This is a genomic window from Pseudomonas sp. GM24 (assembly GCF_000282235.1).
Taxonomy (GTDB): Bacteria; Pseudomonadota; Gammaproteobacteria; order Pseudomonadales; family Pseudomonadaceae; genus Aquipseudomonas.
The window spans coordinates 1-25,789 of the sequence record NZ_AKJR01000132.1 but is presented as its reverse complement, the minus strand read 5'-3'; the positions used below and the strand labels follow the sequence as shown (position 1 = coordinate 25,789).

Here is a 25,789-nt window from a genome sequence, read left to right as displayed (position 1 = left end):
CGGCTAAGAATGCCTTTGGCGCCCCTTATATCGACATTCCTGCAGCGGGTAAAAAAGATTTTTTCAATCGACTTATCAATTATTCCAATAGCCGGTCAATCGTCAGAAGTTTTGTCTTTGTACTCGCACAAGTCTTCGATCCGGCAACTCCCACACCGTGGCTTGCGGGCCAGACACACGTAGCGACCGTGAAGAATCAGCCAGTGATGAGAGTCGAGCAGGAATTCCTTGGGTACAAATTTCATCAGCTTGTTTTCCACTTCAACCACATTTTTGCCCGGTGCAATGCCGGTGCGGTTGCTGACGCGAAAGATGTGGGTGTCGACGGCCATGGTCAGTTGGCGGAACGCTGTGTTGAGTACGACGTTGGCGGTCTTGCGGCCTACTCCCGGCAAGGCTTCGAGCTCTTCACGGGTTTGTGGAACCACACTGCCATGGCGTTCGACCAGCAGGCGGCAGGTTTCGATGACGTTCTTGGCCTTGCTGTTGTAGAGACCGATCGTTTTAATGTATTCCGATAGACCTTCGACCCCTAAAGCATGGATCGCCGCCGGCGTATTGGCCACCGGAAACAGCTTCGCCGTGGCTTTGTTGACGCCGACGTCAGTTGACTGCGCCGAAAGAATCACCGCGATCAACAGCTCGAACGGCGAGGAGTAGGCCAGTTCGGTCTTTGGCTCCGGATTGTCTTCGTGCAGGCGGCGGAAAATCTCCAGACGTTTTGCTGCATTCATGGGCGATGCGTTTCCTTGGATATCGAGTTCGGGCGATTCCACGCCTGACGGGCCGCGAGCAGCAGACCCAATACAATAAAGGCGCCGGGCAACAGCGTTGTCAGATGCAGCCCAGCGCCGAATAAAACAAGACCGGAGTCATGCTCGAACAGCCCCCGGCCAAGGCTGCCCTGACCGATGAGTTCACGCAGCGCCGCGAGCCCCAGCATCAAACTGCCAAACAATGCGCAAAGTTTGAAGCGCTGGGCCAGCGGTCGGTCGAAGAAACCGTGGTGCTCCAGCACCACGCACTGCAAGGCGATCAATCCGCCATAGAGACCGAACGACTGATGCCACGCCAAAAACCAGCGTTGCGCCAGAAGATCTGCACAACTGCTTAACGTTGCAGCAAGCAGCACACCGGCCAGCAAGGCACTCGCCTTTGTCATGCGCGGGCGCAACGGTGACATGCCCAACGCATAAATGCCCACCACAAGGACAAACATCAACATCGTCCCCAATGCGCCGGCCAGAGAAACGGTGGTGCCCAGCAATAGCACCAGCATCAGTGAGTTGGACAGGTTCATGCTCCGCTCCCCAATAATGCCGTTCGATGCTCGTCAAAATAACGCAACGCATCGTGGATCGCGTTGATGGCCGCGCGCGAAGTAATGGTTGCCCCGGCCATTTGATCGAATTGCCCCTGATCTTTTTTCAGTGCCCAGCCAGTGTCATTCGGTTCACCGCGTGATTTGCCGGTGAAAACCTGAAGCCAGCGGTTCGGCCAGTCGCCAATCGGCCCGCCGAGTGCCGGGGTTTCGTTTTGCTTGAGGGGTTTCACGCCGAGCAACTTGCCGTTGGCATCGATCGCAATCAGCAATTCAATGGCCCCGGCGTAGCCCTCGGTCTGGTTACGCAGCAACACTGCAACGGTTTGACCATGCTTGGTTGCACGATAACCAGCCGCGAGCGTGCTATGGCTCAGACCTGTATCGGTCAGTGTAATCGGCTGGTCCAGCGGTTGGTTGTCGTAGCTGTCAGCGGGAAGCACGTCGAACAGTTTACGACTGTCGGCCCAGCGCTGCTCTGCAGCGATTTGCGGTGCACTGCTGCGTTGCAGCAGGTACGTCGCGCCAATGCCGACCACCGCCAACAACAATAACGTCAGTGCGCTGACCGCGCGGTTCATGTGCTCACCTGTGGCTGACGACTCGCGGCAAACCGCTCCAGCGCTGGCACGCACAGGTTCATCAGCAGCACCGCAAACGCCACGCCATCCGGGTAACCCCCCCAGGTGCGAATCGCATAAGTCAGCAGTCCGACGCCGACACCGAACAGCAGGCGGGCGAGCGTGGTTTTAGCGCCGGAGACCGGTTCAGTGATGATGAAAAACGCGCCCAGCATGGTCGCGCCACTGAGCAGGTGGAGCAGCGGCGAACCCTGAGAGTCTGACCCGGAGCCATTCCAGAACAGCAGGCTGACAACAAACAGACTGCCGAGCATGCCTGCTGGTGCATGCCAACCGAAGACCCGGCGCTGCAGCAAAAACAACCCGCCGGCGAGAAACGCCAGATTCACCCATTCCCCACCGTGTCCGCCAAAGCGACCGAAGGCCGGATTACTGGTGAACAATTCATCCATGGTCAGGCTCTTGTTGATGCGCAGGCTGTCCAGCACCGTGGCCTGCGCCCAAGCGTCCGGCGCCTGACCTGCGCCGAATACCTGTTGAAACGTTGCCGTCAGATCCAGGCCATGGGCCGGCCAGTGGGTCATCGGTTGCGGGAACATCACCATGATCAAGGCAAACCCGAGCATCGCCGGATTGAACGGATTTCTACCGACGCCGCCGTAAATGTGCTTGCCGAACAGCAGTCCCGAAGCAACCGCCATCACCGTCAGCCACCAGGGGCAATAAGGTGGCAGGGCGGCCGCCAGCAATGTTGCGCTGACCAACGCACTGCCGTCGCTCAACGCTGGCTGGATGGGCTGTTGACGCAGACGTGCGACGCCGGCCTCGACCATCAGCGCGGCGACGATCGCCAGCAGCAGATTGATCAGCACGCCCCAGCCGTACCACCAGAACAGCGCCAGCAACCCCGGCAAGGCGGCCAGCAGCACCAGCTTCATCGCCTGTTGCAGGCGATTGTCCGGTGTCTCAAGGGGCGACATGATCTTGTACCTGGCGCTCGGCGATTTGCAGGCGGACGCGGGCCTTGTCGAGGATTTCGGTGGGCGTGTCGGCGCGTCGTTCGAGTTTGTTGAGGTCCGCACGGGCGTAGGCCAATTCGGTTTTCAACTGACGAAGCTGGCTGTCGATCGGACGTTTTTCGACGCGCACCAAGTCAGGCAACGGCTGATCGCTTGTGGCTTCGGCGGCGTGCAGGGCCTGTTCGGCGTCGCGCAATGCCTGCTCAAGCGCGGCGATCTGCTCGGGCGCCGCTTCGGCGGTCTGGGCTTTTTTCAGTTCAGCACGACGCATGGCCAACTGGATCTTGGCCCGTTTCAGATCGGCGTCTTTGGCGGGGGCAGGCACGATGGGCGCTGGCGCCGGGTTGCTTTCAAGTTTCGCCAGAGCCTGTTCGGCTGCTTCGAACTGCTGCTGCAACACGATCAGTTGCGTCTGCTGCTCAAATGTCGGCGGATGGCCGAAGGCTTTCAACGATTTGTGCAATTGCGCACGGCTCATCGCCACATCGATCTTGGCTTTCTTCAGCGCCGCATCGGCGGTCGCCGCTTTCTGCGCACGCACCCGTTCCAGTGCCGCCTGTACCGGATCGGTTGCGGCCACTTCAGGTTGCACCGTCCGTTTCGCCCGCGCTTCACGCTCAGCCTGCTTCTGTTGTTCTTCGCGTTGCAAGCGCTGGTTTCGGCGCTCGAAGCGTTGACGCGCGTGATCGCGTTTGGCCGCGCGCGCGCGCTGTTCTTCAAGACTGAAGGCCAGACCGCCCACGACCGGCAATGTGCCGAGCGGCAGCGGGTGCATTTCGATGCAATCGACCGGGCATGGTGCGACACACAGATCGCAACCGGTGCACTCGTCAATGATCACCGTGTGCATCAGTTTCGCCGCGCCGACAATCGCGTCGATCGGGCAGGCCTGAATGCACTTGGTGCAGCCAATGCATTCGGCCTCACGGATGAACGCCACTTGCGGCGGCGCCGAACCGCGACTGATATCCAGTTCCAGCACCGGTACTTTCAACAGTTCAGCCAGCGCGGCGATGGTTTCGTCACCGCCCGGCGGGCACTTGTTGATCGGCTCGCCCTCGGCGATACCTTGTGCATAGGGCTTGCATCCGGGATGGCCGCACTTGCCGCATTGAGTCTGCGGCAGAAGGGCATCGATGCGTTGAATCAGACTCATGTTTTGATCAGTCCACTGAATCCGAGAAAAATCACTGCGATCAATCCGGCGCTGATCAGATCGATCGGCAAGCCGCGAAAGGGCAGGGGAATATCGTTGTCGGTCGTGCGTTCACGCAAATCCTGAAACAGGCTCAGCACCAGCCAGAAACCCAGTCCGGCACCGAGGCTCAGCGCTGTCGTCTGCAGCAGACCGCGATCATTTTGCGCGTTGATCAGCGCCAGCCCCAGTACACCGGCATTGCCCAGCAACAGCGGCCATAAACCGTCAAAAGGCAACTTTGGCAGCCAGCGCGCCAGCAGCTTTAACAGCGGCGTGATCAGCAATACGCTCAGCGGCAGAAACACGAACAGGCGCAGGAACTCAAGTCGCAGCGGCACCAGCAGCCAATGCCAGATCGCGTAACCCACTACGCCTGTGATCAACATCAGACACAACGTCGCCAGCCCCAACGCATGCACCTGACGACGACTGCCCGCCAACAGCGGATCGACGCCCAGCGGCCAGTGCAACACGAAGTTGTTGAGCAGTGCAGCACTGATGAGCGTAAGCACAAGTTCGGTCATGGTTCTGCCAGCGAAACGGGCGGGTGTCTCTAAAGGTTAGGCATTATCCGGCCAGATATGAAAAATCCCACAGGCATGCCGGGCACGCCTGTGGGATCAATTGACCGCCAACTGTTACTTGATGCGCTGACCTGGCTTGGCGCCGCTGTCCGGGCTCAGCAGGTAAATCTCTTCACCGCCAGGGCCGGCCGCCATCACCATGCCTTCGGAGATACCGAACTTCATTTTCCGTGGCTTGAGGTTGGCGATCATCATGGTCAGGCGACCGTCGAGTTTGGACGGATCCGGATAAGCGCTCTTGATCCCGGAGAACACGTTGCGCTGCTCGTCACCGATGTCCAGCGTCAGGCGCAGCAGCTTGTCAGCACCTTCGACGTGTTCGGCTTTGACGATCAGCGCGACGCGCAGGTCGATGGCAGCAAAAGCATCGAAGTCGATTTCCGGCGACAGCGGGTCCTTGGCCAGTTCGCCATTGCCCGCTGGGGCCGCGGCACCGGTGTCGGTCTGGCTGGCGGTGAGGTCTTCTTTCGAGGCGTCGCTCATGGCTTGTACTTTTACCGGGTCGATGCGGGTCATCAACGGTTTGAATTCGTTCAACTGGTGGTTGGCCAGCAGCGTGGTGTGGTCGTTCCAGGTCAGCGGGGCGACGTTGAGGAACGCCTCGGCATCGGCGGCCAACAGCGGCAGCACCGGTTTGAGGAAAATCACCAGTTGGCGGAACAGGTTGATGGCGGTGGCGCAGATCGCCTGGACTTCATCCTGTTTGCCTTCCTGTTTGTTCAACGACCACGGCGCCTTGTCGGCGATCCAGGCGTTGGCGCGGTCGGCCAGAGCCATGGTTTCACGCATGGCACGGGCGAAGTCGCGGGCCTCGTAGGCGTCGGCAATGCTTGGCGCAGCAGCGAGGAAAGCCTCGGTCAGCTCTGGCGCGGCATTGGTGCCGACCAGCAGGCCGGCGTTACCTTTCTGGATGAAACCGGCGCAACGGCTGGCGATGTTGACCACTTTGCCGACCAGGTCGGAGTTGACCTTCTGCACGAAATCTTCGAGGTTCAAGTCGAGGTCATCGACGCCACGGCCCAGTTTGGCCGCGTAGTAATAGCGCAGGTATTCCGGCGACAGGTGATCCAGATACGTACGCGCCTTGATGAAGGTGCCGCGCGACTTGGACATCTTCTGGCCGTTGACGGTCAGATAGCCGTGCACATTGATGCCGGTCGGCTTGCGGTAGCCCGCGCCTTCGAGCATCGCTGGCCAGAACAGCGCGTGGAAATTGACGATGTCCTTGCCGATGAAGTGGTACAGCTCGGCGGTGGAATCCTTGGCCCAGAACGCATCGAAGTCCAGCTCCGGCGTACGGTCGCAAAGATTCTTGAAGCTGGCCATGTAGCCGATCGGTGCGTCCAGCCACACGTAGAAATATTTGCCCGGCTCGCCCGGGATCTCGAAACCGAAATACGGTGCATCGCGGGAGATGTCCCACTGTTGCAGGCCGGCGTCCAGCCATTCAGCGATCTTGTTGGCGACGGCGTCTTGCAAGGTGCCGCTGCGGGTCCAGGTTTGCAGCATTTCCTGGAAGTCCGGCAGTTTGAAGAAGAAGTGCTGGGAATCCTTGAGCACCGGGGTGGCGCCGGAGATGGCCGACTTCGGATCCTTCAGATCGGTCGGGGCGTAGGTCGCACCGCATTTTTCGCAGTTATCGCCGTACTGGTCTTCGGTACCGCATTTCGGACAGGTGCCCTTGATGAAGCGGTCGGCCAGGAACATTTTCTTTTCCGGGTCGAAGTACTGGGTGATCGAGCGCTGGGCGATGTGCCCGGCGTCACGCAGCTTGATGTAGATCTGGCTCGACAACTCACGGTTTTCTTCGGCGTGAGTGGAGTGGAAGTTGTCGAAATCAACCAGGAACTCGGCAAAGTCGGCGCTGTGTTCAGCCTGCACGTTGGCGATCAGTTGTTCCGGGGTGATGCCTTCCTTTTCCGCGCGCAGCATGATCGCCGAACCGTGGGCGTCGTCGGCGCAGACGTAAATGCATTGATTGCCGCGATGCTTCTGGAAGCGCACCCACATATCGGTCTGGATATATTCCAGCATATGGCCAAGGTGAATCGAACCGTTGGCGTAGGGCAGGGCGCTGGTGACGAGGATCTTGCGTGGTTCGGACATGTGGGGCTTCGCTACTTGATGAAACGGAGGTCGGCCACTATAAAGCGCCGGGCAAGATATTTCACCCCTGCAAATCGTTGCCGGGCATGCCGTCCGGAGGATAGAAGGGGTAGGATACCCGCCATCTTTTCCCAGTCTTGTTATCGGAGTTGCCCATGAGCGCCATCACTCGCGCAGCGGTGGAAGCCGTCCTCAGCCAATACACCGACCCTTACCTGAACCAGGACCCGGTCAGCGCCGGTTGCGTGAAGCACATCGAGATCGTCGGTGATCGCGTCAACGTGCAGCTGGAAATCGGTTATGCCGCTGGCCTGTTCAAAAGCGGATGGGCGCAAATGCTGCAATTGGCCATCGAGAACCTCGACGGTGTCGCGGCCGCGAAAGTAGAAATCAATACAGTTATCGCTGCGCACAAGGCGCAGGCGCAGATTCCGGGGCTGGCCAACGTCAAGAACGTGGTCGCCGTGGCCTCCGGCAAGGGCGGTGTGGGTAAGTCGACCACCGCCGCCAACCTCGCACTGGCCCTGGCCCGCGAAGGCGCCAAGGTCGGGATTCTCGACGCCGATATCTACGGCCCGAGCCAAGGCATCATGTTCGGCATCCCCGAGCGCACCCGCCCGGAGGTCAAGGATCAGAAGTGGTTCGTGCCGCTCAAGGCTCACGGTGTCGAAGTCATGTCGATGGCGTTTCTGACCGACGACAACACGCCGATGGTCTGGCGCGGGCCGATGGTCTCCGGCGCGCTGCTGCAACTGGTTACGCAAACCGCGTGGGGCGATCTGGATTATCTGGTCATCGACATGCCGCCAGGCACCGGCGACATTCAACTGACTTTGGCGCAAAAAGTCCCGGTGGCCGGCGCAGTGATCGTCACCACCCCGCAGGATCTGGCCTTGCTCGACGCGCGCAAAGGCGTGGAAATGTTCCGCAAGGTCAACATTCCGGTGCTGGGCGTGGTGGAAAACATGGCCGTGCACATTTGCTCGAACTGCGGGCATGCCGAGCATCTGTTCGGTGAGGGCGGTGGTGAGAAGCTGGCGACCCAGTACGGCGTTGAACTGCTGGCTTCGCTGCCTCTGTCGATGCTGATCCGTGAACAGGCCGACGGCGGCAAGCCAACGGTGATCGCCGAGCCGGACAGCCAGATTGCCATGGTCTATCAGGAACTGGCCCGCCACGTCGGTGCGCGGATTGTGTTGCAGGAAGCGGCGACACCGGCGATGCCGAACATCACCATCAGCGACGATTGATACATCAGCAACACCGATAACCCTGTAGGAGTGAGCCTGCTCGCGATAGCGGAATAACATTCAAAAGATTTGTTGAATGAATGACCGCAATCGCGAGCAGGCTCACTCCTACATTTGTTTTGTGCTGGCAGTTAGATACGCAAGCCGCCATCCATCTCCAGAATCCGCCCGGTGTAATAGTCGTTCTCGAAGATATACGCCGCCGAGTGTGCAATTTCTTCCGGCTTGCCCATGCGCTTGAGCGGGATCCCCGAAGTCATCTTCTCCAGCGCTTCCGGTTTCATGCCCAGGGTCATCTCGGTCTCGATGAAGCCCGGCGCGATACCCGCCACACGAATGCCATAGCGCGCCAGCTCTTTGGCCCAGGTCACTGTCGCTGCAGCAACACCGGCCTTGGCTGCCGAATAGTTGGTCTGGCCAACGTTGCCTGCTCGAGAAATCGACGAGATGTTGATGATCGCGCCAGTGTTCTTCAGCTCGACCATTTTTGCCGCCACCTCACGGGTGCAGAGGAATACGCCGGTCAGATTGACGTCGATGACGGCCTGCCACTGGGCCAGACTCATCTTGGTCATTTCGCCGTCCTTGACCTTGAGCAGCAGGCCATCACGGAGGATCCCGGCGTTGTTGATCAGGCCGTGGATCGCGCCGAAATCAGCGGCGACCTGAGCGACCATGTGCTCGACCTGCTCTTCATTGGCCACGTTGCACAGATAGCTGCGCGCCTCGACGCCTTTGGCCTTGCAAGCCGCGACCGCGTCGTCGAGTTTTTCCTGATTGAGGTCGACCAGGGCGAGCTTCGCGCCTTTGCCGGCGAAATACTCGGCCATCGAACGGCCCAAACCCTGGCAACCGCCGGTGATAATGATTACTTTGTCGTTGAGTTGCATTCGCATGCCCCGATAGCAGGTCTGAGTAGTTTTTGTTTTCAGCGACTCCCGATCTGCACCGGCCGTGGCTGGTTTGCACATGAGAATTGCCCGCCGGCTGACCGGGACTTGATCCCCGGCGCCTGTCCGTTTTTTCGACGGATTCTATTTAAGGAGTCATAAATTGAGCGTTGAAGTGGCGAAGAATGCCCGAGAATTGCTTCTCAAGGAATACCGTGGAGTGCTGTCGACCCACTCCAAATCGATGCCCGGTTTTCCTTTTGGCTCCGTGGTGCCGTACTGCCTGGACGAGCAGGGCCGGCCGCTGATCCTGATCAGCCGCATTGCCCAGCACACCCACAACCTGCAAAAAGACCCAAAATGCTCAATGCTCGTCGGCGAGCGCGAGGCCGATGATGTGCAAGCCGTTGGTCGCCTGACCTACCTGGCCGAAGCGCAAAAGCTCGAAGACGCGGCTGCCATCGAAGCGGCCGCCGAGCGTTACTACCGTTATTTCCCCGATTCGCAGAACTACCACAAGGCCCACGATTTCGACTTCTGGGTGCTGACCCCGGTGCGTCATCGCTACATCGGTGGTTTTGGTGCGATTCACTGGGTCGATCAACTGACCCTGGCCAATCCGTTCGCCGGCAAGGCCGAGATCAGCATGGTCGAGCACATGAACAGCGACCACGGCAAAGCCATCGCGCACTACGTCGACCTCGCCGGTCTGCCGAAAACTGCGCCGGCGCAACTGGCCGGGATCGACACAGAAGGCATGCACCTGCGCATCGGTCAGGCGCTGTACTGGCTGCCGTTCCCAGTACCTTGTAATACGCCGACACAAGTGCGCGAAGCCCTGGTTTCATTGGCTCATGCCGAGGTCTGGCCAAAAAATGCAGTGGCCGATGCTTGAATTCACGAAAGGGCGACGTCATCTAAGGCTTACTGCAAGGCATTTCTTGCGTTGAGGAAACTTTGATGCGCCCTTTTCTGTTGCTCTTTCTGCTGTTTCCAGTGCTGGAGCTGTTCGTATTCGTCAAAGTGGCAGGCTCTATCGGGTTTTTCCCGGCCCTGCTGCTGATCATTCTCGGCTCGATGTTCGGCGTGTTCGTGCTGCGCGTCGCCGGTCTGGCCACGGCTCTGCGTGCCCGTGAAAGCCTGAACCGCGGCGAACTGCCCGCGCAAACCATGCTCGAAGGCCTGATGCTGGCGTTGGCCGGTGGCTTGTTGATCCTGCCCGGCTTCATCAGCGATGTGGTGGGTCTGATCATGCTGCTGCCGTTCACGCGTCGCCTTCTGGCCAACAAGATGCGTCAGCGCGCCGAAGACCAGGCCATGCGCCAGCGTGCGTTCGCCGACGACCTGCAACCCCGTGGCGGTCCTGCACCGCGTCAGCCTCTGGGCCGCGAGGGTGATGTGATCGAAGGCGAGTTCGAACATCGCGACTCCAAGTAACATCTGCATTGACACGGCACCTTCGGGTGCCGTGTTCGTTTATGGGCTGCTTTTGTGCAACATATCGGTGAAAAATTTTTAGCCGCGCCCTTGTAATAAGCTTATGCGCCCTTATGTATCGGTCACCGAAAGGTTTCTGGCATTTGCGCCAGTCAGTCTTCCGCGTCTCGCTCGACGAGGCGCAACCGGCGAAGGCCGGATTTGTTAAACCCGCCGGGACTACACCGGCCGATGAAAACCACAATTAGGAGAGATCGACAATGAAGCTTCGTCCTCTGCATGACCGCGTCGTAATCCGTCGCAGCGAAGAAGAAAAGAAAACCGCTGGCGGTATCGTCCTGCCAGGTTCGGCTGCTGAAAAAGCCAACCACGGTGTGATTCTCGCTGTAGGCCCGGGCAAAGCTCTGGAAAACGGCGAAGTGCGCGCACTGTCCGTGAAGGAAGGCGACAAGGTTGTGTTCGGTCCTTACTCCGGCAGCAACACTGTGAAAGTCGACGGCGAAGACCTGTTGGTAATGAGCGAGAACGAAATCCTCGCTGTTATCGAAGGCTGATACCCCCGTTCATTTTCCCGCTACTACAAAGTATTTAAGGAATATCGATCATGGCTGCTAAAGAAGTTCTGTTTGGCGATTCCGCCCGTAAAAAAATGCTCAAGGGCGTCAACGTCCTGGCTGACGCAGTAAAAGCGACCCTGGGCCCGAAAGGCCGTAACGTGATCATCGAGAAGAGCTTCGGCGCTCCGACCATCACCAAGGACGGCGTTTCCGTCGCCAAAGAAATCGAACTCGAAGATCGCTTCGAAAACATGGGCGCGCAGCTGGTCAAAGACGTTGCCTCCCGTGCCAACGATGACGCTGGTGACGGTACTACTACCGCTACCGTTCTGGCTCAGTCGATCGTCAACGAAGGCCTGAAAGCCGTCGCTGCCGGCATGAACCCGATGGACCTGAAGCGTGGTATCGACAAAGCGACCATCGCGATCGTCAAAGAGCTGAAGAACCTGTCCAAGCCATGCGCTGACACCAAGGCCATCGCTCAGGTCGGCACCATCTCCGCCAACTCCGACAGCTCCATCGGCGACATCATTGCCGAAGCCATGGAAAAAGTCGGCAAAGAAGGCGTGATCACCGTTGAAGAAGGCACTGGCCTGGAAAACGAACTGTCGGTTGTAGAAGGCATGCAGTTCGACCGTGGCTACCTGTCCCCGTACTTCGTCAACAAGCCAGAGACCATGGTTGCCGAGCTGGACAGCCCGCTGATCCTGCTGGTCGACAAAAAGATCTCGAACATCCGCGAAATGCTGCCAGTGCTGGAAGCCGTTGCCAAAGCCGGCCGTCCACTGCTGATCGTTTCCGAAGACGTTGAAGGCGAAGCCCTGGCGACTCTGGTTGTGAACAACATGCGTGGCATCGTTAAAGTCGCAGCCGTCAAGGCGCCAGGCTTCGGCGACCGTCGCAAGGCCATGCTGCAGGACATCGCTGTTCTGACCGGCGGTACCGTTATCTCCGAAGAGATCGGCCTGAGCCTGGAAGCCGCTACCCTGGAAAACCTCGGTAGCGCCAAGCGTGTGACCATCTCCAAGGAAAACACCATCATCGTTGACGGTGCTGGCGTAGAAGCTGACATCCAGGCGCGTATCACTCAGATCCGTGCCCAGGCTGCTGAAACTTCCTCGGACTACGACCGTGAAAAACTGCAAGAGCGTCTGGCCAAGCTGTCCGGCGGCGTTGCAGTGATCAAGGTTGGCGCTGGTTCCGAAGTAGAAATGAAAGAGAAGAAGGCCCGCGTTGAAGACGCCCTGCACGCAACTCGTGCAGCCGTTGAAGAAGGCGTGGTACCTGGCGGTGGCGTTGCGCTGATCCGTGCTCTGCAAACCCTGGTTGACCTGAAAGGCGACAACGCTGATCAGGACGTCGGTATCGCTGTTCTGCGCCGCGCTGTTGAAGCTCCGCTGCGTCAGATCGCTGCCAACAGCGGCGACGAGCCAAGCGTTGTGGTCAACGAAGTCAAGAACGGCAAAGGTAACTTCGGTTACAACGCTGCAACTGGCGAATACGGCGACATGATCGAAATGGGCATCCTGGACCCAACCAAGGTGACTCGTTCCGCTCTGCAAGCTGCATCGTCGATCGGCGGTCTGATCCTGACCACCGAAGCGGCAGTAGCTGACGCGCCGAAGAAAGACGGCGCTGCTGGCGGCGGTATGCCAGACATGGGCGGCATGGGTGGCATGGGCGGCATGATGTAAGCCAGCCTTACCCCGTAACGCAAAACCCCGCTGACGCGAGTCAGCGGGGTTTTTTATTGCCTTTGATTTAGTGTTGGCGAAAGTCCGAGTAATCGTTCATCGCTGGCAAGCCAGCTCCCACAGTGATTCGAGCGTTCACAAAATGTGTGCTCGGCACCAACCCTGTGGGAGCTGGCTTGCCAGCGATGGCGTCAGATCAGGCGCTGACCGGTTGCGCCTCGACCACGGCCTCGGCTTTCACCGCCGGGCGATACAGCACCCAATAATAAGATCCCAGACAAATCAGCCAGCAGAAAATCGCCGTCCACACGTTGTGCGAAAAGAAGTGCGCGCCCTGCATCATCCGGCTGATGGAAAACACCGACCCCAATGCGAAGGCAAAGATAAACGCCTGTCTGGCCAGGCGCGGACGCCGATCACGCAGGACAAAGAACAGCGCAAACAAAGTAAACCCCGTCGCCGCATGACCACCGGGCCAGCAACGCCCGGGTTTATCGGTCTGTGGACGATGCTCCATCAGTTTGCTGTAGGTCTCATGGCCACCGAATTGCTCCAGGCTCCATGGGCATTGCACCGCCGTTACGGCTTTCACCGGGGTGACGAACGAAGTGGCAAGCCCCAGCGACAGCACCAGGCAACCCAGTTCACGCTTGAACGGTTTCAGCCTGGCGAGAAAAAACGAGCCGATAAAGCCGAGGATGGCCAACACCGAGAACGCAATGACCACCTGTTTGGCACGATCATGGAGGATGTCTTCAAGGAAAAAACTGTGTCGCCCGATAAAGTCGCCTGCGACCGGGTCGTAGAACAGTCTGGCCAGATCCATGTCCAGATCGGTCAGTTCGAGCAACACCAGAATGATTGCCGCGACGGTGGGTATTCCCAGGCAAAGCCAGAAGTTCAGCGGTCTGGAAACGGGGCGGGCAGAAGTCGACACCATGGGCAATTCCTTGGGTGTAAGTAGGATCTGAGGAGCGCAACCGCGCGGAGTCTGCGCGTCTATGCGTCGCTGATTTGTTAATCGAAAGTGAAAAAAACGTTGGCTGGAACAATGAACGTTTTTCTCGCGCAACAACCCAACGCACGCCTAGCCGTGAGCCACACTTGGCCGTAAGCTGCGCGGGCCAAGACGGCCGTTACCCCGTACGGAGGAGGTGCCCATGCGAATTCTATTGGTCGAAGACAACCGCGACATCCTGGCCAATCTGGCCGATTATCTGGGCCTCAAGGGCTATACCGTCGATTGCGCCCAGGACGGTCTGTCGGGCCTGCATCTGGCCGCCACCGAGCATTACGACCTGATCGTGCTCGACATCATGTTGCCCGGCATCGATGGTTACACTCTGTGCAAACGCCTGCGTGAGGACGCCCGTCGGGACACACCGGTAATCATGCTCACCGCCCGCGATCAACTCGACGACCGCTTGCAGGGTTTCAAGGCCGGGGCCGACGATTACCTGATCAAGCCATTTGCCTTGTCCGAGCTGGCTGCGCGGGTCGAAGCGGTGATGCGCCGTGCGCAAGGTGGTGGTCGCCGTGCGCTGCAGGTCGCCGATCTGAGCTACGACCTCGACACGCTGGAAGTGACCCGCGACGGCAAACTGCTGAAGCTCAACCCGGTCGGCCTCAAATTGCTCGCGGTGTTGATGCAGAAGAGCCCGCACGTCCTGCGTCGGGAAATTCTCGAAGAAGCGCTGTGGGGCGACGATTGCCCGGACAGCGACAGCCTGCGCAGTCACGTTCACCAACTGCGTCAGGTGATCGATAAACCTTTTGCCAAACCACTGCTGCACACTGTGCACGGCGTGGGTTACCGGCTGGCCGACGTGTAATGGAGTTCAGGCAAAGTCTTTCCCAGCGGATCATCATTGCTTTTGCCTTGATGAGTGCACTGGTGGCCGGCGCCTTCGCAATGGGCATTGTCGCGACCGTGCATCTGGTGGAAGAAAAACTGATTTCGGCGGGGCTGGGCGGCGACTTGCAGCGTCTGCTGCTGATGGACAATGTTTCGGACTGGAGCCATCGCCCGGAACCCGACCAGTTGTTCTATTTCAGTGGCGGACCGGGCGATTTCGAGCTGCCCAAGGACCTGCGCCACCTCGATTCGGGTTTCCATGAAGTCTTCCGCGAGCAGCTGTCGTATCACGCGATGGTCGAGATCGTCGACGGTCGCCGTTACGTCTTGCTGCAAGATCAAAGCGATTTTGAAGAGCGCGAGCGCGTGCTGTTTGCCGTGGTCCTGGTGGGTTTTGTGCTCAGCCTGGCACTGGCGGTGTTCCTCGGCTGGGTGCTGGCGCGCAAGGTGATGGCGCCGGTGGTCCGACTGGCCCGGCAGGTGCGTCACCGTGACCAGTTACTCGGGTTGGCGCCGCCGTTGGCGCCGGATTACGCGGCAGACGAAGTCGGCGAGCTGGCGGTGGCCTTCGATGCCACATTGGGGCGTTTGCGTCAGGCGCTGACACGCGAACGTTTGTTCACCAGCGACGTCAGCCATGAATTGCGCACGCCGCTTATGGTATTGGCCAGTTCCTGCGAACTGCTGCTGGAAAACCCGGGGATCGACCAGCGTGGTCGTTCACAGGTCGAGCGAATTGCCCGCGCCAGTGAAGAAATGCGCGAATTGGTGCAAACCTTCCTGATGCTGGCGCGCGCCCAGCATGAAGATGCCGGCATGGCACTTCAGCAAAACCTCTCGCAAGTGGCCGAAGGCCTGTTGTGTCTGTGGCGCGGGCCGATCGAGAGCAAGGGCCTGAAACTGATCTTCGAACCTGGCAGTCCATCAGACATTCGCTACAACGCGACCCTGTTGAATGCCGTGATGGGCAACCTGTTGCGCAACGCGCTGCATTACACCGAAAGCGGCTTCATTCGCCTGACACTCACTGCCAACGGCTTCGCGGTGGAAGACTCCGGTGTCGGCATTCCGGAAGAAAAGCGCGAAGCCATGTTCGAGCCTTTCGTACGTGGCAGCGAAAAGCGTGGCGAAGGCCTGGGGCTGGGATTGTCGCTGGTGCAGCGGATCTGCGAGAACCAGGGCTGGACCGTCAGTTTGAGCACGATGGAGCCCAATGGCTGCCGCTTCGAGGTAGATCTGGGCAAAATCTGACGCACGGAGTGGCTCAATGCTACTCCCTCCTTCCTGTCTAAATCCTGTATAACGCTGTAATAATTTGTCTGTTTACCGGACATTTTTTTCACAAATGGATGACCTGACGCTGACACGCCGCTCCTTAAGGTGGTGACATCAGCAATTCAGGAGTCCAGGTGATGTCCGGTCCGATCAAACTCGATTTTTCCGAGAAGTACGACGATCAACACGCGCAGAAATATCTGCGCAAGCACAAAGAAAGTCTTGGACGGCGTCTCTCCCATTGGCGTGACGAACAGATGGCCCGCAAGGCGCTGGCGCTGGTTGGCGAGCCAGGGCTGGTGCTGGATCTGCCTTGCGGTGCCGGGCGTTTCTGGCCCTTGTTGGGCGAAAAGGCCAACCGGGTGATTATCGGTGCGGACAATTCCGAGTCGATGATCAAGACGGCCATGCAGTCGCAACCGGCCGATGTGGTGAAACGGGTACAACCCTTGCACACATCTGCCTTCGACATTGCCTTGCCTGACAACGCCGTCGACAGCATTTTCTGCATGCGTCTGCTCCACCACATCGGTGAAGCCGAGCATCGCCGGGCGATTCTGCGCGAATTCGAGCGCGTCACCCGCGACAGTGTGATCGTTTCGCTGTGGGTTGATGGCAACTTCAAAGCCTGGAAACGCCAGCGAGCCGAGCGCAACCGTGACAAACGCGAGTATCAGAATCGCTTTGTGTTACCGGCCGCTACGGTGGAAAAGGAATTCGAGGAGGCAGGTTTTCGGATTCAGGAACAACTGGACTTTATTCCGCTCTACGCCATGTGGCGGGTTTACGTATTACGCAAGAGGTAACAGGATGGCAGTGCAATTTGCAGCAGAAACGGATGTCGCTCCGCAAGATCGCTTTGACTTTTACTGGAACCAGCGCGGCGAGTGGGTGGAAGAGCCCAATGTTCGACGTGGCGGGGAAAGTGGCGTGCAAAGGGTCGTGGGGCGCGATGGTCAACTGCTGTATGCCAAGCGCCAGACCGGTCATATCTACCGCAGCTGGCTGCACCCTTTCGGCCGTCCTACTGTTCTGCGTGAACTTGACGCGCTGACTGGCGTGAGCAAGCTCGGTGTGCGCGTGCCCGAGATCGTCTTTTGCGGTGCCCAGCCTGATCCGCAACACAAGTGGCGTGCACTTTTGGTCACCAAGTCCCTGGACGGTTTCCAGGAACTGGAACACTGGCTGGCGGCTGCCGGCGGTCGCGATCAGTGTGGCGATGTGGTTTACGAGCGTGTGCTCAAGGACCTCGCCGAGAATCTGGCGCGTATGCACAAGGGCCGTTGGCAGCACAGCTGCATCTACATCAAACACGTGTTTGTGCGTGTGACGGGCGAAGGCGAGTCGGCCAAGGTCGAGGTCGCTTTGATCGATCTGGAGAAATGCCGCCAGCGTCTGACCGCCTATCGCGCCGCCTCCCATGACATGAAGCAATTGCGCCGCCATTCGTCGTTCCGCGACGCGGACTGGAAAAAACTCGTCTACTTTTATGAGACGGCGTTTGGCAGCGCTATCAAAGGTTTATAGCGATGAAACTAGAAATTGCACGAGGTTTGTTTTTGGTTGGAGCCTTGGCAGTTGCGTCATTGGCGGTGGCTGCCTGGGAGCAGCCCCGCATGCAGGTGGTTGGCGCGTCCGTAGACGACGCCCACTGCGCAGTCCCACGGGTGGCAAAAGCCTCCGTGGCGACCAAACCCGATCATGATCTGTTGTTGTTCATGTTCGGACTTTCTCAAGGGATGAGGCCGCAAAGTTGAACCGATTGAAGCCCACATAAAAGGCCTCGCAGTTGCGAGGCCTTTTTTTATGCAAGCAAGATCAAATGATCGCAGCCTTCGGCAGCTCCTACATGGATCGGTGTAGGAGATGCCGAAGGCTGCGATCTTTTGCTTTCAAGGCTTATCGGGTTTCGCCAGCAAGGTGTAAACGCACGGCAGGACAAACAGCGTAAACAACGTACCAATCGACATTCCCGTGGCAATCACCATGCCGATATCAAAACGGCTCACCGCACCGGCGCCCGTGGCCAGAATCAGCGGCACCATGCCAAACACCATCGCCGCCGTGGTCATCAACACCGGCCGCAAGCGAATCGCCGCCGCTTCCTCAACGGCTTCGCGCGCCGTCAGGCCCTTGTCCTTGCGCAACTGGTTGGCGAACTCGACGATCAGGATGCCGTGCTTGCTGATCAGCCCGATCAGCGTCACCAGCCCGACCTGGGTGTAGATGTTCATGCTCGACCAGCCGAGGAACAGCGGAATCAACGCCCCACAGATCGACAAGGGCACCGTCACCAGAATCACCAGCGGATCGCGGAAGCTTTCGAATTGCGCCGCCAGCACCAGAAAGATAATCGCCAGGGCCAAGGCAAACGTTACCCACAACGCGCTGCCTTCCTGGACGAACTGACGTGACGCGCCGCCATAGTCGAAGGCGAACCCGGCCGGCGCTTCTTCGCGAGCGATCTGCAAGACCGTGTCGATGGCTTCGCCCATGCTCACCAGCGGGAAACCGGAAATCTTCGCCGCGTTGAGCTGCTGGAACTGGTTGAGCTGGCGCGGTCGGGCGCGGTCGCTGACCTTGATCAGCGTCGACAGTGGCAGCAACTCGCCCTGGGTGTTTTTCACGTAGTAGTTGTTCAGCCAGTCCGGGTTATCGCGGTACGGCCGTTCAACCTGAGCAATCACCTTGTAGCTGCGCCCATCAATGGTGAAACGGTTGATTTCTGCCTCGCCCAACAGGGTGGCGAGGGTGCCACCGAGGTCCTGCATCGACACGCCCATCTGCGCCGCTTTGGCGCGGTCGATATCGACAACCACTTCAGGTTTGTCGAACGCCAGATCGAGGTCGACGAAGGCGAACTTGCCCGATTCCATGGCGCGTTTCTTGATCCGGTCGGCGACTTGCAACAGTAGTTCGTAGTCGTTGGCGGTGTTGACTACAAACTCGAACGGCAAGCCTTCGCCGGTGCCGGGCAGGGAGGGCAGGTTGAAACCGAAGATCTGCAAGCCCGGGATGCCTTCGAGTTTGCCCTGCACCTCCGGGAGGATCTGCATTTGCGTGCGGCTGCGCTCGTTCCACGGCTTAAGCAGGAAACCGCCGATGCCGGCCTGCACACCGTTGTAGCCGTTGATCTGGAACGAGGAGTAGTACTCGGGGAATTCCTTGAAGATTTTGATGAATTCGTCAGTGTAGGTGCTCAGGTAATCAAGGTTGGTCGGCTGTGGCGCAGTGGCCATCATGAAAATGATGCCCTGATCTTCGTCCGGGGCCAGTTCCGATTTGGTGAACTTGAGGAACACCGGGATCAGGCACAACACGATCACCGCGAATACCAACACCACAGGGCGCGTGTTCAGCGTGCCGTGCAACATGCTCTGGTAGCGGCGTTTTAGGCCGTCGAAAATACGGTCGAGGCGGTGCGCCAGACCACTGGGGTTTTCCTCGTGGCGCAGCAAAAACGCGCACATCATCGGTGACAGAGTCAGGGCGACGATCCCGGAAATCACCACCGCACCGGCCAAGGTCAGCGCAAACTCCTTGAACAGCGCCCCGGTCAGCCCGGTGAGAAAACCGATCGGCGCATACACCGCCGCCAGGGTGATGGTCATCGACACCACCGGCATGGCAATTTCCCGCGCGCCTTCCAGCGCCGCATCAAACGGCGTCTTGCCTTCCTCGATGTGTCGGTGGATGTTCTCCACCACGACAATCGCATCGTCCACCACCAGACCGATGGCCAGCACCATCGCCAGCAGCGTCAGCAGGTTCATCGAGTAGCCCATCATCTGCATGAAGAACATCACGCCGATCATCGACAGCGGAATGGTCACCACCGGGATCACTACCGAACGCAATGCGCCGAGGAACAGGAACACCACAACGATGACGATCAGCACCGCTTCGAACAGGGTTTTCACTACTTCATCGATCGAGGCCTGAATGAACAGCGTGGCGTCGTAAGCGATCTCGCTTTTCAGGTTTGGCGGCAGTTGCGCTTCCAGCTCCGGCATCAGCTTGCGCACTTCCTTGATCACGTCCAGCGGGTTGGCGCCCGGTGTGGCTTTGATGCCGATGTACACCGACGGCGTGCCGCCGAACGAGCTGATCGAGTCGTAGTTTTCCGCGCCCATTTCCACCCGCGCGACATCGCTGAGCAGCACGCGGCTGTCGCCACTGACCTTGAGCGGAATCGCCGCAAAAGCCTCGGCCGATTTCAGCTCGGTATTGGCGTTGATGCTGGTGACCACGTATTCGCCTTTCACTTCGCCGGCAGCGGAGAGGAAGTTGTACTGGCGCACGGCGTTGGTCACATCGCTGGCGCTGAGGCCGAAACCGGCGAGTTTTACCGGGTCGAGCCACAGGCGCATGGCGAACACCTGATTGCCGAGAATTTCCGCTTCGGCCATACCCGGCAGGGTTGCCAGTTTTGGCTGGATCACCCGTGACAGGTAGTCGGTGATCTGCGGGTTGCTCAAGTCCTTGCTGAAGAAGCTGATGTACATCAGCGCCGAAGCGTCGGCGGATTCCTTGCTCAGCACCGGGTCTTCGGCGTCCTGCGGCAACTTGTTTTTCACCTCGTTGGCCTTGGCCAGCAGTTCGGTGAACAAACGGTCGGTGTTGGAGCCGATGCGCGCGTAGATCGAGATTACCGAGAAGTTCTGCCGACTGACCGAGGTCATGTAATCGATGCCCTCGGCGCTGGCCAGACTTTGCTGCATTGGCTGCGTGATGTAGCCCTGAATGGTTTCGGCGTTGGCCCCGGGGTAAGCGGTGGTCACCGTGATCAGGGCGTTTTCCATTTGCGGGTATTGGCGCAGCGGCAGCTTGCTCCAGGCCTGAAAGCCGAGCAACACAATCAACAGGCTGACCACAGTGGCGAGCACCGGGCGGCGGATGAACGGATCGGTAAAAGCCATGGGAATTCCTTGATCAGTCGGCGCGGGGCGGACTGTTCTGCTCGCCGAGGGTCTTGTCGTCGCTGATGGCGATGTGGGCACCGTTGTCCAGTTTGATCTGGCCAGCCGTCACCACTTGTTCGCCACTCTGCACGCCCTTGTTGATCATCACCAGGCCATCGCGGCGCTCACCAGTTTCGATGAAGCGGCGTTCGGCGATCAGCACCGGTTGACCCTTGTCATCCTTTTCGACACTACCGTCCTCGGCTTTCTTCTGCCCGACCACGTAGATCGAGTTGCCGTAGAGGGTGTAAGTGATCGCACTTTCCGGCACCACGATATGTTTTTGCGGATCGGGCAGCAGCACTTCGAGGCTGGTAAACATCCCCGGCAGCAGTTTGCCGTCGGGGTTGGCCAAAGTGGCGCGGATCAGAATGTTGCGCGTAGTGCTTTCGACGATCGGGTTGATCGCGCTGATCTTGCCGGCGAAGTTTTGCCCCGGGTAAGCAGAGACCGAGATCTGCACCGGTTGACCGATGGCCAGTTTCGGCACCGATTGCTCGGGCAGATAGAAGTCGGCGTAGAGGCTGCTCAAATCCTGCAACGTCGCAATTTTGGTGCCGCTGGCGAGGTAGTCGCCGACGTCGACCTGACGGATGCCGATGGTGCCGCTGAACGGCGCGAGGATGCGTTTTTTTGCCAGCGAGGCGTTGAGCTGATTGACCGTGGCCTTGTTCTTTTGCAGAACGGCAGAGAGGCGGTCGTACTCGCCTTTGGAGATGGCGCGACTGTCGACCAGTTGCGCGCCACGGCCGAAGTCCAGTTGCGCCAGACCGAGATCAGCCTTGGCGGTTTCCAGCAGGGCGGTTTCAACGGCGCTGTCGAGTTGCAGCAACGGCTGTCCGGCCTTGACCTTCTGTCCGGATTCAAACTTGAGTTCGGTGACGGTGCCGGCGACTTCCAGACTCAGCTCGACACCTTGCAGCGCCTTCAGCGTGCCGACTGTCGGCAGGCGCAGCTGCCACGGCTGCTCGCTGGCGTTGGCCACGGCGACGCTGATCGGCGGTTTCGGCTTGGAAAAGCCCTGGATCATCGTGTAGATCGAAAAGGCTTTATACCCGCCCAGCACCAGGACGATCAGCAAAACAACACCCAACATGATCAGCATGCGGCGACGCAGCATATTTCCAGTTCCTTGGATAAATCAGGTGAGACAGGCGGGCACATTACTCCGAGTACAGGGGGGATTCCAACTGGCAGTTCTTACAGGGGGGGGCAAAAAGATCGCAGCCTGCGGCAGCTCCTACAGGGGAATGCATTCCAATGTAGGAGCTGCCGCAGGCTGCGATCTTTTAAGGCTGTTTTACGCCATCAAGTGCAGATGGTTGTCCCAGAGCCCCGCCGGCAATTCCAGCGGCTTGGCCAACAGCTCATCCTGGCGGCAATCGTAGTAACGGCAACGCCCTTGCCCGGAGGTCACGACAAAACCGTCCTTCACCGCACCGACACCGGCGCAATCGGGCAATGGTGCATCAAGGCGTACTTCGCCGCTGTCCAGATCCCAGATAAAGAAGCGGTTGCCACGCGGCGCCGTCAACGCAACCAGACGCAAATCACTGTGCACTGCGACGCTGGCGGTGTAATGCCCCATCGATTGCAACTGATGCTCCGGCACCGGGAACGCCACGAACGGCTGCCCCGGCCGCTTGATCGCCAACAGTTCCGAACGCTCATGCGACGCGCCCATGAATTGCTGACCGGCAACGATGGTGCCGTCGCTGGCGATGCCCAGATGGCGCACGCTGTTCATCTGCTGGGCGAGGGTTTCCTTGCTCAGCAGGGTGCCATCGCGCTGCATCAGCACCAGACTTGGCTCCATGGCGTTGAGGTTCATGTCGACGCGGCTTTCCGCCTCGGTACGAATCCCGCCATTGGCCACCACCAGCGTCTCGCCGTCGGGCATCCACGACACCTGATGCGGGCCGAGACCGTGGGTGGAAATCTCCCCCGTGTGCACCAGCCGCTCGCCTTCGAACTTGTACACGCCCAGCAAGCCGCGACCGGGATCGGTGGTGTCGTTCTCGGTGGCGTACAGGTATTCGCCGTCCTTGTGCACCACAGCGTGGCCGTAGAAGTGCCGGTTCGGCTGCGAGGTCACCGTCTGCAGCAACTGACCGTCGCGCAAGTCGATCAGGTAACTCTCGGTGCCCGGACGACGGGCGACGAACAGTGCAATCGGCTGCGTCGGGTGGTTGATGATGTCGTGGCAACGCTGGCCGACTTCGGTGGCGAATACGCGCGTGCCATCCAGCCGATAGCCGACGGCGTAATGCTTGCCGTCGGTGTCGTCGCGCGCCGACAGCAACAGCGGGCTCTGATCCTTGCGTTTGAACAGCGTCCAGCCGCCCAGCGTCACTGCTCCCAGCAGCGTACTAGCTAAAGTCAGAACCTGACGTCGCAGCATGGCACTTGCCCTCATCAGTCACCGTCGTTGGCGTTGAAGCCCAGTTGGATACCCAGCGCTTTGGCCAGTTCGCCTTCGTGCAGGCGATGGACGACGTTGAGGCTGTCGTAGATGTCGTTCAGTTGCTGACGACCGGCGTCGTCTTCAAGCATTTCGCCGAGCGAACGCTGGGTGCTGTCGAACAGTTTCAGCGAAGCGGCATAAGCGGCGTCGATTTTGTCGGCCAATGGCTTTTGCTCAGCCGGCAACAGACCGCGCAGGCCTTTGTTGTCGACGCCTTCCCACACGGTTTTCGCTGCCGCGAGGCTGGCCTCCAGTGCGGTCAGCGAAGACTGGCTGCGCCATGCATCGGCCTGGAATGGTTGTGGTACGCCCTTGCTCTGGCGGCCCATTGGCGTGCCGAGTTTTTTCTTCAGGGTGTCCAGCGCGGTGACTTGCACGCGCAGCAGATCGGCGATCGCTTCGTGGGAATCGGCGTAGCGCTGGTTCGGGAACTTGGTCATCTGCGCAAGCATGCCGTCGGTGTTGTTCCAGTTCTGCAGAATCTCTTCGGCCAGCTGCTTCTGACGCTCGCCGATGGCGATCAGCAGTGGGCAGTACTTGGCTTTCTGCTCGGCGTTGGCGACGTCAGGCTTGGCGTCGAACAGGATGTACTCGTAAGCCGACAGGCCTTGTACCACCACGCTCGATTTGGCGAGTGCGGCGGCATCGATCTGCGGCTGGGCGACGACCAGTTGCTCGACCTGACGGCCGACGAGGTTCTTCTTGTCCGGCCAGAACTGCACCTGCCACGAACGGTTGCCCTCGGCCAGCGGGCCGATCAGCAGCGGTTGCAGCTCGGCCCAGGCCTTCTGTGCATGGAGGAAGTCGGCGCGGGCGGTCTCCAGGGTTTCTTTGCCTTGGCAGTAGGCGAGGGCGCTGACCGCCAGTTGCTTGTCGGCCTCGACCCAACGGGTGTAGGTCGGCAGGATCACCGATTTGGCGATGGCCGCCGAGGTGACCGCTTGCGGATCCTGCGGCGAGCAGGCGCCGAGGGCGAGCGCGGCAAGGCTGGTGAACAGTAGCTTGGGACGGAACATGTCGGGCTCCCGATTCTTTATCAGTGTTTAAAGTGAGTTCAAAAACGCCAGCAACGCAGCGCGCTGCTCGGCATTGAAAGACAAAACCTGTTGCTGCGCGGCTTGCGCTTCGCCGCCATGCCATAGCACCGCTTCGAGCAGATTGCGTGCGCGACCGTCATGCAAAAACTGCGTGTGGCCACTGACTGCTTGCGTCAGGCCAATCCCCCACAACGGCGGCGTGCGCCAGTCGCGGCCGGAGGCCTGGAATTCCGTGCGGTTGTCGGCCAGACCGTCGCCCATGTCATGCAGCAGCAGATCGCTGTACGGGCGAATCACTTGATTGGCCAGTTCAGGTTCGGCGGCGTTGGCGGCGGTGGTGTATTTCGGCGTGTGGCAGGAATCGCAGCCGGCCTGGAAAAACAGGTTCTTGCCGGCCAGCACTTCTGCATCGTTGACGCCACGGCGTGCCGGCACAGCGAGATTGCGGCTGTAGAACAACACCAGACGCAGGATGTTGTCGCTGACTTCCGGCTCGCCGTCCGGGCCGTTGCCGTTCGGTGCCTGTTTGCAGGCCGTTTGCGCGTCGGTGCAGTCATCGAAGGGGCGCAGGCTGGTCGTGAGGCCCATGTCACCGGAAAACGCGTGAACATTCTGTTGATTGAGGTTCGGTTGCCCGGCTTTCCAGCCAAATCTGCCCATGACGGTCTTCTGCAAAGCGTCATCCCAGACCTGGTTGGGACGGCCGCTGATGCCTTTGTTGTCTTTGGCTTGCGCGGCGGCATTGGCCAGAATCGCATCTTCGGGGATCGCTTCGAGCAGGCCCAGCCCAATCATCGGCGGGGCAACGCGGGCCGAGAAACGCGTGTCCGGATGCATCGGGCCGTAGCCGAGTTGGGTAATCTGCAACACCGGTTTACGCAGTTCGACTTCGGTGCCGTCCTTGAAGCGTACAGGCACTGGCGTGTAGGTAACGCGGACTTTGCCCTCGGGAGCGACGCCGGGCACGGCCATGTCCTGAAACTGACCGCCGTACACCGGCTCCGGCACCACGCCGACCTGTTCAATGACTTTGGCAAATTCCGGTGTATCGGGAATCGACAGGCGCACGAGCATGGACACCGCGTTAGGTGCATCCGGTGGCGGCGGATGACCGCGCCCGTCCTTGATGTGGCAGCCCTGACAGGCATTGGTATTGAACAGCGGCCCGAGACCATCGCGGGCGGTGGTGGTCGACGGGGCGATCACCCACGGGCTGCGGAAGAAACTGTTGCCGACGCTGAAATCCACTCGCCGTGACGGCGGCAGGTTGGCCGAGGGCAGGGAGAACGCATTCTGATCGGTCTTGCGCACGGTCGCGGCACCGCCCGCGCGTGCTTCACCGGGCTCGGCCTTGGTGAAACGCGGGGCGTCATCGCAGGCACTCAGGCCCAGGGCCAGCAACAGTGCAGACAAGCGAAGAGGCAGCGAGGGCATCAGACATCCTGCGGACGGACGAAAACAAAGGCGCAAAGTCTAACAGGGCCGGGGTGATTGAATAAGAGGAATTATCGTTTGCTTGATATGACGCAGGGTTTCACTCGAGACCGAGGTGCGGCCATC

24 protein-coding genes are annotated in these 25,789 nt (G+C 59.5%); 10 read left to right on the top strand and 14 right to left on the bottom strand.

Annotation, left to right across the window (positions count from 1 at the left end; genetic code table 11):
• Positions 1–95 precede the first annotated feature (95 nt).
• The 7 genes from nth to metG all read right to left on the bottom strand — a co-directional run bounded on the left by nth (position 96) and on the right by metG (position 6,809).
• The gene (gene nth / locus PMI23_RS16065; RefSeq protein ID WP_007916652.1) at positions 96–734 is read right to left on the bottom strand and encodes an endonuclease III; all 639 of its coding nucleotides are present in this window, start codon (positions 732–734) and stop codon (positions 96–98) included.
• On the bottom strand, positions 731–1,300 hold the full coding sequence (locus tag PMI23_RS16060; protein ID WP_007916650.1) for an Rnf-Nqr domain containing protein: 570 nt from the start codon (positions 1,298–1,300) through the stop codon (positions 731–733). The genes nth and PMI23_RS16060 overlap by 4 nt, the downstream gene beginning before the upstream one ends.
• Positions 1,297–1,902 carry an RnfABCDGE type electron transport complex subunit G gene (locus PMI23_RS16055; protein ID WP_007916648.1) on the bottom strand — a complete coding sequence of 202 codons (606 nt, stop codon included), beginning with the start codon at positions 1,900–1,902 and terminating at the stop codon, positions 1,297–1,299. The genes PMI23_RS16060 and PMI23_RS16055 overlap by 4 nt, the downstream gene beginning before the upstream one ends.
• Positions 1,899–2,882: an RnfABCDGE type electron transport complex subunit D gene (locus PMI23_RS16050; protein WP_007916641.1), complete on the bottom strand. Its 984-nt coding sequence runs from the start codon at positions 2,880–2,882 to the stop codon at positions 1,899–1,901. Before PMI23_RS16050 ends, PMI23_RS16055 begins: the two co-directional genes overlap by 4 nt.
• Entirely contained in the window at positions 2,869–4,077 is a 1,209-nt protein-coding gene (rsxB, locus tag PMI23_RS16045; protein ID WP_007916639.1) for an electron transport complex subunit RsxB, read from the bottom strand. Before rsxB ends, PMI23_RS16050 begins: the two co-directional genes overlap by 14 nt.
• The gene (locus PMI23_RS16040) at positions 4,074–4,643 is read right to left on the bottom strand and encodes an electron transport complex protein RnfA (protein ID WP_007916616.1); all 570 of its coding nucleotides are present in this window, start codon (positions 4,641–4,643) and stop codon (positions 4,074–4,076) included. The genes rsxB and PMI23_RS16040 overlap by 4 nt, the downstream gene beginning before the upstream one ends.
• A gap of 114 nt (positions 4,644–4,757) precedes the next feature.
• A complete protein-coding gene (metG, locus tag PMI23_RS16035; protein WP_007916615.1) occupies positions 4,758–6,809 on the bottom strand; it encodes a methionine--tRNA ligase in 2,052 nt (683 codons plus the stop codon).
• A gap of 155 nt (positions 6,810–6,964) precedes the next feature.
• On the opposite strand from metG, the gene apbC reads away from it, so the two are divergent.
• Positions 6,965–8,059, top strand: coding sequence for an iron-sulfur cluster carrier protein ApbC (gene apbC / locus PMI23_RS16030; RefSeq protein WP_007916614.1), 1,095 nt, complete (start codon positions 6,965–6,967; stop codon positions 8,057–8,059).
• A 131-nt stretch (positions 8,060–8,190) separates the two neighbouring features.
• Here apbC and PMI23_RS16025 read toward each other — a convergent pair whose 3' ends face one another.
• Complete coding sequence (locus tag PMI23_RS16025) at positions 8,191–8,949, bottom strand: SDR family oxidoreductase (protein WP_016986667.1); 759 nt, start codon at positions 8,947–8,949, stop codon at positions 8,191–8,193.
• 163 nt (positions 8,950–9,112) lie between these two features.
• Here PMI23_RS16025 and PMI23_RS16020 point away from each other — a divergent pair, with 163 nt between their 5' ends.
• From PMI23_RS16020 to groL, 4 genes are all read left to right on the top strand, one after another.
• Positions 9,113–9,844, top strand: coding sequence for a HugZ family pyridoxamine 5'-phosphate oxidase (locus PMI23_RS16020; RefSeq protein ID WP_007916612.1), 732 nt, complete (start codon positions 9,113–9,115; stop codon positions 9,842–9,844).
• Between the two features lie 65 nt (positions 9,845–9,909).
• Positions 9,910–10,386 carry an FxsA family protein gene (locus PMI23_RS16015; protein WP_007916611.1) on the top strand — a complete coding sequence of 159 codons (477 nt, stop codon included), beginning with the start codon at positions 9,910–9,912 and terminating at the stop codon, positions 10,384–10,386.
• A 260-nt stretch (positions 10,387–10,646) separates the two neighbouring features.
• Positions 10,647–10,940 (top strand): co-chaperone GroES, encoded by a 294-nt coding sequence (locus PMI23_RS16010; protein WP_007916610.1) that lies wholly within the window; start codon positions 10,647–10,649, stop codon positions 10,938–10,940.
• Between the two features lie 50 nt (positions 10,941–10,990).
• A complete protein-coding gene (gene groL, locus PMI23_RS16005) occupies positions 10,991–12,637 on the top strand; it encodes a chaperonin GroEL (protein WP_007916609.1) in 1,647 nt (548 codons plus the stop codon).
• Positions 12,638–12,833: 196 nt separating this feature from the next.
• Here the strand turns inward: groL and PMI23_RS16000 are convergent, their stop codons facing one another.
• A complete protein-coding gene (locus tag PMI23_RS16000) occupies positions 12,834–13,577 on the bottom strand; it encodes a phosphatase PAP2 family protein (protein ID WP_007916607.1) in 744 nt (247 codons plus the stop codon).
• Between the two features lie 220 nt (positions 13,578–13,797).
• On the opposite strand from PMI23_RS16000, the gene colR reads away from it, so the two are divergent.
• The 5 genes from colR to PMI23_RS15975 all read left to right on the top strand — a co-directional run bounded on the left by colR (position 13,798) and on the right by PMI23_RS15975 (position 17,524).
• Entirely contained in the window at positions 13,798–14,469 is a 672-nt protein-coding gene (gene colR / locus PMI23_RS15995; protein WP_007916604.1) for a two-component system response regulator ColR, read from the top strand.
• Positions 14,469–15,743, top strand: a complete 1,275-nt coding sequence (locus PMI23_RS15990) for a sensor histidine kinase (protein WP_007916602.1) — start codon at positions 14,469–14,471, stop codon at positions 15,741–15,743. The genes colR and PMI23_RS15990 overlap by 1 nt, the downstream gene beginning before the upstream one ends.
• A 161-nt stretch (positions 15,744–15,904) precedes the next feature.
• Positions 15,905–16,573: a class I SAM-dependent methyltransferase gene (locus PMI23_RS15985; RefSeq protein ID WP_007916600.1), complete on the top strand. Its 669-nt coding sequence runs from the start codon at positions 15,905–15,907 to the stop codon at positions 16,571–16,573.
• 4 nt (positions 16,574–16,577) lie between these two features.
• Positions 16,578–17,294, top strand: coding sequence for a lipopolysaccharide kinase InaA family protein (locus PMI23_RS15980; RefSeq protein WP_007916599.1), 717 nt, complete (start codon positions 16,578–16,580; stop codon positions 17,292–17,294).
• Between the two features lie 2 nt (positions 17,295–17,296).
• Entirely contained in the window at positions 17,297–17,524 is a 228-nt protein-coding gene (locus tag PMI23_RS15975) for a hypothetical protein (RefSeq protein WP_034153490.1), read from the top strand.
• 135 nt (positions 17,525–17,659) lie between these two features.
• Here the strand turns inward: PMI23_RS15975 and PMI23_RS15970 are convergent, their stop codons facing one another.
• From PMI23_RS15970 to PMI23_RS15950, 5 genes are all read right to left on the bottom strand, one after another.
• Positions 17,660–20,686, bottom strand: coding sequence for a multidrug efflux RND transporter permease subunit (locus tag PMI23_RS15970; protein ID WP_007916596.1), 3,027 nt, complete (start codon positions 20,684–20,686; stop codon positions 17,660–17,662).
• A gap of 13 nt (positions 20,687–20,699) precedes the next feature.
• Positions 20,700–21,848 carry an efflux RND transporter periplasmic adaptor subunit gene (locus PMI23_RS15965; RefSeq protein ID WP_007916593.1) on the bottom strand — a complete coding sequence of 383 codons (1,149 nt, stop codon included), beginning with the start codon at positions 21,846–21,848 and terminating at the stop codon, positions 20,700–20,702.
• 180 nt (positions 21,849–22,028) lie between these two features.
• Positions 22,029–23,129 carry a DUF1513 domain-containing protein gene (locus tag PMI23_RS15960; RefSeq protein WP_007916592.1) on the bottom strand — a complete coding sequence of 367 codons (1,101 nt, stop codon included), beginning with the start codon at positions 23,127–23,129 and terminating at the stop codon, positions 22,029–22,031.
• 14 nt (positions 23,130–23,143) lie between these two features.
• Positions 23,144–24,208, bottom strand: a complete 1,065-nt coding sequence (locus PMI23_RS15955; RefSeq protein ID WP_007916589.1) for an imelysin family protein — start codon at positions 24,206–24,208, stop codon at positions 23,144–23,146.
• A 27-nt stretch (positions 24,209–24,235) separates the two neighbouring features.
• The gene (locus PMI23_RS15950; protein ID WP_007916587.1) at positions 24,236–25,663 is read right to left on the bottom strand and encodes a di-heme oxidoreductase family protein; all 1,428 of its coding nucleotides are present in this window, start codon (positions 25,661–25,663) and stop codon (positions 24,236–24,238) included.
• Positions 25,664–25,789: the final 126 nt, after the last annotated feature.